Here is an 11,248-nt window from a genome sequence, read left to right as displayed (position 1 = left end):
TCAGATCGGAGACGCTGGCAATGGCGCGCGCGGCAGGTTACGGCAGCAAGGCCATGACCTGAGCCTCATCGAGATCGATGGCCTCACCGGCACTGGCCGCGGCCGCTGCGGCATCGGCATCGCCGATGGCGGTAACGAGCCGGGTCAGTGCCTGGTGCGTCGCGCTCAGATAGTCCCCTGCCCCGGCGACCTGGCACTGCTTGAGCGCGAGGGCCACGGTCAGCTCGATAATGCCGATCACCGAGCGTAGCAGGGCATTGCCCGAGGTCTCGGCAATGGTGCGATGGATTTCGAGCGCGGCTATGCCGTGGTTCTCTAGGTCGCCGCCGACCGACTCCATCTGGTGCAGCCAGTATTTCATGACGCGGATATTCTCGGCGGTGCGCCGCTGGGCCGCCAGGGCGGCGGCGCGGCTCGCCAGCGCGCGACGCACATCGAACAGGCTCTGGTAGAATTGCCGGTCGGGCTCGGCATAGAAATGCCAGGACAGAACCTGCGGATCGAAAAAGCTCCAGCGGCTGGGCGGAGAGACCCGCGTGCCGACCTTGGGCCGCGCCTCGACCAGGCCCTTGGCTTCGAGCGTCTTGAGCGCCTCGCGCAGCACGGTGCGGGATACACCATAGGTTTCCATCATGACAGCATCGCTGGCGAGGATGGAGCCGACCGGAAATTTGCCCGTGACGATGCCGTGGCCGATTTCGTTGATGACGAAGGTATGGAAATTCCGTGCAGCGGGTCGCCCGGACAGCGAGCGAATAAGGCTGCCTGCTTCGATCATGCTAGACTTTCTCGGGCTGCTCTTCCCGGGGTGCAGAGGCGGCGAATATGACGCGTTGCAGCACGATGAACAAGAACAGCAGCACGCCGATCACGATCTTGGTCCACCAGCTCGACAATGTGCCGTCGAAGATGATGTAGGTCTGCACCAGGCCCAGCAGCATGACGCCGACGAATGTGCCCAGCACGAAGCCATAGCCGCCGGTCAGCAGCGTGCCACCGATCACCACCGCGCTGATCGCGTCGAGCTCGACGCCCACCGCCGCCAGCGGATAGCCGGCCGAGGTGTAGAGCGAAAAGACGATTCCGGCCAAGGCTGCGAGCACGCTGGACAGCATGTAGATCTGGATCGTGGTGCGCGCCACCGGCACACCCATCAGCGAAGCGGAGACCGGGTTGCCGCCCAGAGCATAGACATAGGAACCGAACCTTGTGCGATGCGCCAGCAGCGCACCGAACAGGAAGACCGCGACCATCAGCAGGCCGATAAAGCTCAGCCGGCCGCCACCCGGCAGGCGGATGATGAGGTCGGAAATGGTGTTGTAGAAGTCGTGATTGATCGGCACCGAATCCTGGGTGATGACCGAAGCGCCGCCACGGGCCAGGAACATGCCGGCCAGCGTGACGATGAAACTGGGCACCTGCAGATAGTGGATGGTGACACCCATGGCCGCGCCGAATAGGGCCGCGACACCGAGCGCGATGGCAAAGGCGACCAGCGGATGAAAGCCCAGCCAGGAAATCAGCACGGCGACCAGCACGCCGGTAAAGCCGATGACCGCGCCCACCGACAGGTCGATGCCGCCCGAAATGATGACAAAGGTCATGCCCACGGCGGTAATGCCGAGAAAGGCGTTGTCGGTGAGGAAATTGCCCAGCACCCTTGTCGAGAGCATGCCGGGAAACTGCGCCACACTCAGCGCATAGGCGATGAGGAAAATGACGGCGGTGGCGGCGAGCGGGCGAAGACTGCGTTTCATTTCGGGGTCGCCTGCCTGGTATCGCGTTTGAAAAAGCCCATCACCGTGCCGACCAGCGGCGATTGCAGCATCAGGATGAGGATGATCATCCCGGCCTTGACGATGAGGTTGAATTCGGGCCGGAAACCGGAGACCAGGATGCCGGTATTCATGGCCTGGATGATGAGCGCGCCGACCACCGCGAGGGGTATGGAAAACTTGCCGCCGAGCAGCGACGTGCCGCCGATGACTACGGCGAGGATGGCGTCCAGCTCGAGCCAGAGGCCGGAATTGTTGGCGTCGGCGCCGCGGATATCGGCGGCGACGATGACGCCGGCAATGGCGGCGCAGAAACCTGACAGCGCATAGACCAGCATCAGCAACATGCGGCTATGGATGCCGGCCAGCGAGGCGGCGGCGCGGTTGACGCCGATGGCCTGGATGAAGAGCCCGATGGCGGTGCGCCGCACCAGCAGGGTCACCAGAACCATCAGCACCAGCGCGATGACAGCCGCCATGGGGAAGCCGAGGAAGGAGCCGGTGCCGATGAAGATCAGCGCCGGATCGTTGAAGGTGACGATATAGCCCTCGGTGATCAACTGGGCGATGCCGCGACCGGCCACCATAAGCACCAAAGTGGCAATGATCGGCTGGATATCCAGCACAGCGACGAGGAAGCCGTTCCACAGCCCGCAGACCAGACCCACTGATAAAGCGGCAATCACGGCGACCGGCGTAGGGTAACCCGCCACGACCATGGTCGCCGCAACCGCGCCGCAAACCGCCATGATGGCGCCGACCGACAGGTCGACGCCCTTTGTGGCGATGACACCAGTCATGCCGATGGCCAGGATCGCCACCGGTGCACCGCGATTGAGCACGTCGATAACGCTGCCGAACAGGCGCCCATCCTGCCAGGTGATGCGGAAGAAATTGGGGAACAGCAGCCAGTTGATCAGCAACACCGCGACCAGCGCCAGCAATTGCGGATTGGCCAGGCGTTCGAGCTGGAGACGCTTCATGCGACGGCCTCGTCACTATGGTTGGCGATGGCCTGCACGATCACGCCGGGATTGATGTTCTTGCCGCGCAGTTCGGCGACCATTTCGCGGTCGCGCATCACCACGATGCGGGAGCTGTAGGCCACCACTTCATCCAGCTCGGAGGAAATGACTAGCATGGCCATGCCATCCTCGCGCAGGCGATTGATGGTGCGGACGATTTCGGCATGTGCACCCACATCGATGCCGCGCGTGGGTTCGTCCAGAATGAGGAAAGCCGGATCGGTGGCCAGCCAGCGCGACAGGATCACCTTCTGCTGGTTACCGCCCGAGAGGAGCTTCACCGGCATGTCGAGCGAGGCGGCACGGATATCCATGGCTTCGCCGAAGCGGCCGGCGATTTCGAGCTGCTCGTCGCGGTTGAGCGCCTTGAACCAGCCGAGCTTCCCTTGCAGGGCGATGACGATGTTCTCGCGCACGCTGAGGTCGCCCAATATGCCCTCGGCCTTGCGGTCTTCCGGGCAGAAGCCGAAGCCGTGGCGGATCGCATCGGTGGTACGGCGCAGGCCGGTCGGCTTGCCGTTGACGCTCACACTGCCCTGATCGGCCGGATCGGCCCCGAACATGATGCGCGCCACTTCGGTGCGACCCGAGCCCAACAGACCTGCCACGCCCACCACTTCGCCCTTGTGGATGGTGAGATCGAAAGGCAGCACGCTGCGCTTGCGGCCATAGCCCTTGAAATCGAGCAGCACTTCGTCGGGATTTTCGCTGGGCTCGACATCGGTGGCGCCGGAAAAGGCAATGTCCTTGCCCAGCATCAGGCGGACCACGTCGGTGCGGCTCAGATCGTCCAGCGGCCGGGTATCGATCAGCCGGCCATTGCGCAAAACCGTCACGCGGTCGGCAATGGCGAAGACCTGGTCGAGGAAATGGGTGATGAAGATGATGGCGAGGCCCTTGGCCTTGAGTCCCCGCACCACTTCGAACAGGCGCTCGACCTCGTTGCGATCGAGGCTGGCCGTGGGTTCGTCGAGGATCAGCACCTTGCCGGATAGTTGTACGGCGCGGGCGATGGCCACGATCTGCTGCACCGCGACCGAGTGCGTGCCCAACTCGCTCGACGGATCGATATGCAGGTCATAATTGGCCAGCAGCGTGCGGGCATCGGCTTCCATCCTGCGGAAATCGACAAAGCCGAAGCGGCGCGGCTGGTGCCCGAGGAACAGGTTTTCGGCCACCGAGCGGTTGGGCAGGAGATTGACCTCCTGATAGACCGTACCGATGCCGTAAGTCTGGGCATGCAAGGGATTGTCGAGCGAGACCTCGGCGCCATCGACATAGATGCCGCCGCCATCGGGCTGGTAGGCGCCGGTCAATATCTTGATGAGCGTGGATTTGCCGGCGCCGTTTTCCCCGAGCAGGGCATGGACCTCACCCGGCCGCAGCCCGAAATCGACAGTGTCGAGGGCAACATGATTGCCGAAAATCTTGAGGACGCCGCGCGCTTCGAGCACGTAGTCGCCGTCTGCCATGGTGTCCCTCCCCGTCGCCATCACCACGTTATCCGCATGCACGGTGTCATCCCGGGCTCGACCCGGGATCCATCTTGAGATCTCAGGATGGATCCCGGCTTTCGCCGGGATGACACCGTGGTTTGAACAAGCGGTTTGGGCAAGCCCGATTAGTAACCCAGGCTCTTGCGGGTATCATACTCGCCCTGCGGATCATCCGCCGGGGTGTAGAGCTTGGATTCGGTGATGATGGTCTTGGGGGGCACGGTGCCGTCCTTGAGATAGGCGGCCAGGGCTTCGAAGGCAGGGCCGGCCATGTTGGGGGTCAGTTCCACCGTGGCATTGGCTTCGCCGGCAACCATGGCGGAGAAGATGTCCGGCACACCATCGATCGAGACCACCTTGATATCGGTACCGGGCTTGAGGCCGGCATCCTTGATGGCCTGGATGGCACCCACCGCCATGTCGTCATTGTGGGCATAGACCGCGCAGATATCGGCGCCGCCGTTTTCGGCCTTGATGAAGCCTTCCATCACTTCCTTGCCCTTGGCGCGGGTGAAATCACCCGTCTGGCTGCGGATGATGGAGATGTTGTCATGGCCGGCAATGGCTTCTTCAAAGCCCTGCTTGCGGTTGATGGCCGGAGTGGAACCGACGGTGCCCTGGAGTTCGACGACCTTGCAATCGGCATCGCCGACATCGGCCACCAGCCAGTCGCCGGCAACACGGCCTTCCAGAACCTGGTCGGAGGCCACCATGGTCAGGTAGAGGTCTTCGGGCGCATCGACGCCGCGGTCGAGCAGCAGGACGGGGATTTCGGCTTCCTTGGCTTCGGCCAGCACATCGTCCCAGCCGGTCGCAACGACGGGCGCGACGAGAATGGCATCGACGCCCTGGGCGATGAAGCCGCGGATCGCCTTGATCTGGTTTTCCTGCTTCTGCTGCGCATCGGCAAACTTGAGATCGACGCCGAGGGCTTCGGCCTGCTGCTTGGTCACCGAGGTCTCGGCGGCGCGCCAGCCGGATTCCGAACCGATCTGGCTGAAGCCGACGACCAGGCCCTGCAGGTTGTCCTGCGCAATGCTGACAGACGTCAAAGCGGTAGCGAGGCTCGCCGCGATGGCGAGCTTGGAAATGATGTTCACGATGTCCTCCCAATTGTGGCCCGTCGCGGCGTGTTCACCTGCGACGATAGGAGGACGCTACATAAAGTACTATTATATGTAAATAGCAAAAAGTATGACTAAGCCCGCGGTCCGTTACGGGTAAAAATCGCTGATTTTTCAGATGATTACCTGCCAATTGGCTGTGTGCTAACCGGCCCGCGCGACGATGAACACTGCCTTGCCCTTGCCCGGCTGCCATTGGTGCTCCATGGAAAATCCGGCGCTGGTCAGGCTCCGAACCAGGTCGGCCGTAGTCATCACATCGAGCTGCGGCAGCAGACCCAGCGCCTTGCCGACAGGGGCGATGAGCTTGAACGCGCCCATCGTGTCGCCAAGACAGGTCGTGCTGCTGACGAAAAGCCCTCCAGGCTTGAGCATCCGAAACACTTTGGCGATGACCGCGTCCTTGTCGGCCAGCAGATGCAATATGCTCATCCCCAGGATCACATCGAAACTGCCGTCCGGCGCATCGAAGCTGGTGATATCAGCGCGCTCGAAGGTTATGTTCTCGACGCCCGCCACGGCGGCCTTGGCCCGCGCAATAGCCAGCATAGACTCGGAAAAATCGATGGCCCTGATATGCCGCACATAGGGCGCATGGAGAATGGCCGTTCCGCCGGTGCCGCAGCCGAATTCCAGCAATTCCATATCCGGCTGCAGGTAGCCTCGCGTCACCTCCAGCTTGGTCTGGTAGGCGGCCTCGTCGGCAATCGGCTGCCGCGCATAGCTGTCGGCCAACTTGTTCCAGAATCTGTCTTCGCCCATGACCCACCTCAGCGTTTGCGATGAGGATACCAAGCCGCCGCCGACAACAAAATTACAGAATTTGCCTAGCGCTGGGTGCTGCCGCGCAGGCTCACCTTGGGCGTGGTGACGAAATGCTCGACCGTGGTGCGGCCGCCAATGCGTTCGAGCAGCATACGCACGGCCTGCCGGCCGATCTCGCGGCCCGACTGGTCGATGCTGGTCAGGTTGTTCTGGGTGAAGGAACAGGGTTCGGAATTATCATAGCCGATGACCCCGATATCCTCGGGGACCCGATAGCCCAGCGTGCGCACGGCGCTCAGCACTTCGAGGGCGTAGTAATCCGCCCAGCCGAAAATGGCGTCCGGCGGATCGGGCCGTTCAAGCAGTTCGCGAACCGTTGCCGTCACGTCATCGAGCTCGGCTTCCGCCGCTTCGATATGGACATAGTGCCCCAGCCCGGCGGCCTGCATAGCCTTGGCAAAGCCCCGCTCGCGGCGGTCGGATACGTCGACCCGGCCAAGCTGGGCGCGGCTGAGCGTAATCATGGCCGGGCGCTTGTAACCCTGCGCCAGCAGGTGCTCCACCACCAGCCTGCCGCCGAGTTCATCGTCATTGTTGACGGTATCGAAGGCGGTGGCTGTGGGTTCGTGATGGGCCACCACCACGATGGGCAGGCTCTTGGCGACCTCGTTGAGACCAGGCGTGTTAAGCCGCTGGCCGATCATGATGATGCCGTCCATCTGCCGGTCGACCATGGCATGAACGATCGTGGTTTCGATCGTGGCAAGGCCGCGTCCCAGCCCGATCAGGGGAATATACTGGGTGTCGGAGAGGCCGTCGTTAATGCCCTCGAATATCTGCGGATAGAAGGGGTTGTTGATGTCGGCCATGATGACGCCGATCGTATAGGTCTGGCCGCGCATACCGCGCGCCGCGGCGCTGGGGCGGTAGTTGAGCGTCGCAATCGACGCCTCGACCTTGGCGCGCAGGGCCGCGCTCACCCCATAGGCGTCACGCAGCACCTTGGATACGGCCGCCACCGAGACACCGGCGTGCTCGGCCACGGTGCGGATGGTCACCCGCCCGCTCCTGGCCGTTGGTATGTCGCTGCCCTGGCTCACGTATTGCCCGAAAAAGTTGTTCCGTCTGCTCTAGGCCAGCGCCGCCTGCTCCGCAAGCCGCGTTCAACACCGTCACAGACCGGCTTTACAATGTTTGTGTAACGATCTACAGAGAACGTTATACGAAATGGCGCGAGTAGACGCCAGACCCATCGGGAGGACTTTCGTGAATCACGTTTTGCCGCGCGCCGCAGCCTTGGCAGCGACCTCCCACAAGCACGCCTGGACGGCGCAGATGGTTCGGCCCCTGGCCGACAAGGGCGTCGAAACGCCGGCCAGTTTTCTCGCCAAGTCGTTCACGCTCGACGGCGTCGGCGGCAGCGAGGTGCTCTATATCTCCGCGCTCGGGCTCTACCGTTGCTTCATCAATGGTCACCGCGTCGGCAATGACCTGCTGACCCCGGGCTGGACCAGCTATGACTCCCGCCTGAGCTACCAGACCTATGCCGTGGTCGACCTGCTCGTGCCGGGCGAGAACCGCATCGAAATCTGGCTGGCCGATGGCTGGCTGCGCTCGCAGATGATGTGGGGCAAAGCCCCGATCTTCAACACCTGGGGCAGTGAAATCGCCGCCATCGCCGAGCTGCATTCCGGCAAGGGCGACGGCGCCCCGCTGCTGGTCACCGAGGCGAGCTGGGAGAGCGGCGAGCTGCCAGTGCGCAAGTCGGGCATCTATTTCGGCGAAATCTTCGATGCGCGCTTCACGCCCAAGATCACGGCCGGCAGCGCCGCCATTGCCTTCGACACGAGCAAGCTCATCGCCCACGAAACGACGCCGGTCCGTGAACTCGCTCCCCTCCCTGTGGTCAGGAGCTGGACCGATGCAGAGGGCCGCACTGTCTATGATTTCGGCCAGAACAGCGGCGGCTATGTCGCCTTTGACGTGACCGGCGAGGCTGGCGCCACGGTCACTGTGGAACATGCCGAAGTGCTCAACGAGCATGGCGACTTCTACAACGTCAATTTCCGCACCGCCGCGGCGCGGCTGGAATATACGCTGGCTGGCACTGGCACCGAACATTACCGGCCCTATTTCACCTTCCAGGGGTTCCGCTATGCCCGCGTGACCATCACCGGCACGGCAAAACTCGACAGCGTGGTCTCGGTGCCGATCAGTTCGGTCACCGCGGTCAAGGCCGCCTTCATCTCGGGCAATGACCTGGTCAACCGGCTGGTGCTCAATACCGTCTGGTCGCAGCGCGCCAATTTCATCGAAGTACCCACCGATTGCCCGCAGCGCGACGAGCGGCTGGGCTGGACCGGCGATGCGCAGGTCTTTGCCGGCACCGCCGCCTATTTCGGCGAAGTGCAGGGCTTCTTCCACAAATGGATGCGGGACCTGATGGCCGACCAGCGCCCCGATGGCGCCGTGCCCCATGTCGTGCCGGATCCGACCAAGCTCAACCCTGGGGATTATCCGGGCTTTTACGGCAGCACCGGCTGGGGCGATGCCGTCGCCGTCATCCCGTGGCAGCTTTACCTGCATTACGGCGACGAGGCCTTCCTCGGCGAAGCGCTGCCGGCCATGGTCAAATGGGTCGATTTTGTCTGGTCGATCAGCGATGGCCCGGTGGTCTCCCCGCCGCGCGAATGGGGCGGGCGCGGCTTTTCCTTCGGCGACTGGCTGCAGCCGGGTGGGCCTTCGGCCAAGCCGCTGCCGACCATCGGCGACGATGCCGCCGCCACCATCTACCTCTTTATCACATCCACACTAGTCGCCCGTATTGCCCGCATTACCGGCAATACCGATATCGCCACGCGCCTCGAAAAGATGGCCGCCGAGGTGAAGGCCGCCTTCGCCCGCGAATTCATCACGCCATCGGGGCGGCTGGCCTATGACGACCAGACATCCTATGCGCTCGCTTTCCTCCACGACCTCATTCCCGAGGACAAGCGCGAGGCCGCCAAGCACTATTTCAAGGCCACCATTGCCCGCGCCGACGGCCGCATCGGCACCGGCTTCATCGGCACACCGGCTCTGCTGCCGGCTCTGGTCAAGATCGGGGAAATCGGCCTCGCCGCCGATGTGTTCCTGCAGGAAGAAGTCCCCGGCTGGCTCTATCAGGTCAAGATGGGCGCCACCACCATCTGGGAGCGCTGGGACGCCATCCAGGCCGATGGCTCCATCTACAATCCGCAGATGAATTCCTACAATCACTACGCCTATGGCGCGGTGTGCCAATGGCTGCTGGAAGGCGTGGCCGGCTTCCGGCCGGACGAAACCGAGCCGGGCTTTGCCACGGTGGTCTTCGAGCCGACCATCATCGCCGACCTGTCGCCGGTCAAGGCGAGCCATGCCAGCCCGAAGGGTGACATCCGCGCCGAATGGACGGCCGAGGCCGACCAGGTTCGCTACGAGGTCGAGGTTCCCGCCGGATCGCGCGGCCTGCTGCGCCTCAAGCCCGACTATAGCAATGCACGGGTCGATGGCGCCGCCTGGGATGGCAAGGGCGACTACACCCTCGCGTCTGGCACGCACACCGTCACCTTCACCTACACGCCGGTCGCGCGGAAAGCGCGTGCCGAGCACAGCATCAATGCCCGCACGCCCTGATCGAACAGGCGGCGGCTTGGACTGCCCGCATGGTGCGGGCGCAATGGGAGAGAGACCAATGACCAAGACTTCCCGCAGGATTGCCCTGGCCGGCCTGTCCGCAGGCCTCATGGCAATGACGGCGCTGACGGGCGCAGCCCATGCCCAGAGCATCAACCTCACCTACCTCATTCCCAGCGGCGCCGATGGCGTGGCAGTGGCCGAGGAACTGGTGAAGTCGTTCGAGGCGGCCAACCCCGATATCAATATCGACATCGAAACCCGCCCCGGCGGTTCGGAAGGCGACAACCTCGTCAAGACGCGGCTGGCCACCAGTTCCATGGCCGATATCTTCCGCTACAATTCCGGCTCGCTGTTCCAGGCGATCAATCCGGCGCAGTTCCTGGTCGACCTGACCAACGAGCCCTGGCAGGCCGATGTGCAGGCCTCGTTCAAGCAGGTGGTGACGGCGCCCGATGGCACCGTGCGCGGCGCGCCGATGGGCGCAGCCATGGGTGGCGGCATCTATTACAACAAGGCGATCTACGAAGAGCTGGGGCTTTCCATCCCCAAGACCTGGGCCGAATTCATGGCCAATAACGAGAAGATCAAGGCTGCCGGAAAGGTCGCCGTGATCCAGACCTATGGCGACACCTGGACCAGCCAGTTGTTCGTGCTGGCCGACTATTACAACGTCTCGGCCAAGGACCCCAGCTTTGCCAGCCGCTACACCGCCGGCGAGGCCAAGTTCGCTACCGATGCGGCCGCCCTGCGCGGCTTCGAGAAGCTGCAGGAAACCCATGATGCGGGCCTGTTCAACGAGGATTTCGGCGCCGCCAAGTATGACGATGGCCTGCGCATGGTTGCCTCGGGCGAAGGTGCGCATTATCCGATGCTGACCTTTGCCACCACTGCCATCGCCGCGTCCTATCCCGACATGCTCGACAATGTCGGTTTCTTCGCCCAGCCCGGCGACGAGGCCGATCTCAACGGTTTGACGGTATGGATGCCCGACGGGCTCTACATCCCCAACACCACGTCGAACCTCGATGCCGCCAAGCGCTTCGTGGCGTTCGTCGCCAGCGTCGAGGGCTGCGAGGCCCAGACCCGGGCCGGCGGCGCCTCAGGCCCGTACCTGGTCAATGGCTGCACCCTGCCCGATGACGTGCCGCCGGCTGTCAGCGACATGCTGCCCTATTTCGCCGAAGGCGGGCAGAATGGGCCAGCGCTCGAATTCCTGTCGCCCATAAAGGGGCCGGCGCTCGAGCAGATCACGGTCGAAGTCGGCTCGGGCATCCGCCCGGCGGCCGATGGCGCCGCGCTTTATGACGAGGACGTGCGCAAGCAGGCCCAGCAGCTTGGCCTCCCGGGCTGGTAAGCTCTTGCACATGGGCGGCTTCGGGTGCCTGGTCTCACCCGGAGCCGCCACC

The 11,248-nt window shown here is 63.4% G+C and carries 9 protein-coding genes; 2 read left to right on the top strand and 7 right to left on the bottom strand.

Features of this window, described 5'->3' with window-relative positions:
• Window positions 1-37 precede the first annotated feature (37 nt).
• From FPZ08_RS21350 to FPZ08_RS21320, 7 genes are all read right to left on the bottom strand, one after another.
• Window positions 38-778: a FadR/GntR family transcriptional regulator gene (locus FPZ08_RS21350; protein ID WP_146292686.1), complete on the bottom strand. Its 741-nt coding sequence runs from the start codon at window positions 776-778 to the stop codon at window positions 38-40.
• A gap of 1 nt (window position 779) precedes the next feature.
• Window positions 780-1,757, bottom strand: a complete 978-nt coding sequence (gene yjfF / locus FPZ08_RS21345) for a galactofuranose ABC transporter, permease protein YjfF (RefSeq protein ID WP_146292684.1) — start codon at window positions 1,755-1,757, stop codon at window positions 780-782.
• Window positions 1,754-2,758, bottom strand: a complete 1,005-nt coding sequence (locus FPZ08_RS21340) for an ABC transporter permease (protein WP_146292682.1) — start codon at window positions 2,756-2,758, stop codon at window positions 1,754-1,756. Before FPZ08_RS21340 ends, yjfF begins: the two co-directional genes overlap by 4 nt.
• Window positions 2,755-4,272, bottom strand: coding sequence for a sugar ABC transporter ATP-binding protein (locus FPZ08_RS21335; protein WP_146292680.1), 1,518 nt, complete (start codon window positions 4,270-4,272; stop codon window positions 2,755-2,757). Before FPZ08_RS21335 ends, FPZ08_RS21340 begins: the two co-directional genes overlap by 4 nt.
• Window positions 4,273-4,421: 149 nt before the next feature.
• Window positions 4,422-5,396 carry a galactofuranose ABC transporter, galactofuranose-binding protein YtfQ gene (ytfQ, locus tag FPZ08_RS21330; RefSeq protein WP_281285647.1) on the bottom strand — a complete coding sequence of 325 codons (975 nt, stop codon included), beginning with the start codon at window positions 5,394-5,396 and terminating at the stop codon, window positions 4,422-4,424.
• Window positions 5,397-5,564: 168 nt separating this feature from the next.
• Complete coding sequence (locus FPZ08_RS21325) at window positions 5,565-6,182, bottom strand: class I SAM-dependent methyltransferase (RefSeq protein ID WP_146292678.1); 618 nt, start codon at window positions 6,180-6,182, stop codon at window positions 5,565-5,567.
• Window positions 6,183-6,247: 65 nt separating this feature from the next.
• The gene (locus FPZ08_RS21320; protein ID WP_186767127.1) at window positions 6,248-7,243 is read right to left on the bottom strand and encodes a LacI family DNA-binding transcriptional regulator; all 996 of its coding nucleotides are present in this window, start codon (window positions 7,241-7,243) and stop codon (window positions 6,248-6,250) included.
• A gap of 277 nt (window positions 7,244-7,520) precedes the next feature.
• Here FPZ08_RS21320 and FPZ08_RS21315 point away from each other — a divergent pair, with 277 nt between their 5' ends.
• Window positions 7,521-9,839: an alpha-L-rhamnosidase gene (locus FPZ08_RS21315; protein ID WP_246132751.1), complete on the top strand. Its 2,319-nt coding sequence runs from the start codon at window positions 7,521-7,523 to the stop codon at window positions 9,837-9,839.
• 58 nt (window positions 9,840-9,897) lie between these two features.
• A complete protein-coding gene (locus tag FPZ08_RS21310; RefSeq protein ID WP_146292672.1) occupies window positions 9,898-11,196 on the top strand; it encodes an ABC transporter substrate-binding protein in 1,299 nt (432 codons plus the stop codon).
• Window positions 11,197-11,248 lie beyond the last annotated feature (52 nt).

This window comes from Devosia ginsengisoli, assembly GCF_007859655.1.
Lineage (GTDB): Bacteria > Pseudomonadota > Alphaproteobacteria > Rhizobiales > Devosiaceae > Devosia > Devosia ginsengisoli.
This window is presented reverse-complemented; position numbering and strand designations above follow the sequence as displayed.

Coding starts and splice junctions, on each gene's coding strand:
- FPZ08_RS21340 (WP_146292682.1), bottom strand. CDS start 2,758: ATGAAGCGTCTCCAGCTCGAACGCCTGGCCAATCCGCAATTGCTGGCG.
- FPZ08_RS21325 (WP_146292678.1), bottom strand. CDS start 6,182: ATGGGCGAAGACAGATTCTGGAACAAGTTGGCCGACAGCTATGCGCGG.
- FPZ08_RS21315 (WP_246132751.1), top strand. CDS start 7,521: ATGGTTCGGCCCCTGGCCGACAAGGGCGTCGAAACGCCGGCCAGTTTT.
- FPZ08_RS21350 (WP_146292686.1), bottom strand. CDS start 778: ATGATCGAAGCAGGCAGCCTTATTCGCTCGCTGTCCGGGCGACCCGCT.
- FPZ08_RS21335 (WP_146292680.1), bottom strand. CDS start 4,272: ATGGCAGACGGCGACTACGTGCTCGAAGCGCGCGGCGTCCTCAAGATT.
- FPZ08_RS21310 (WP_146292672.1), top strand. CDS start 9,898: ATGACCAAGACTTCCCGCAGGATTGCCCTGGCCGGCCTGTCCGCAGGC.
- yjfF (WP_146292684.1), bottom strand. CDS start 1,757: ATGAAACGCAGTCTTCGCCCGCTCGCCGCCACCGCCGTCATTTTCCTC.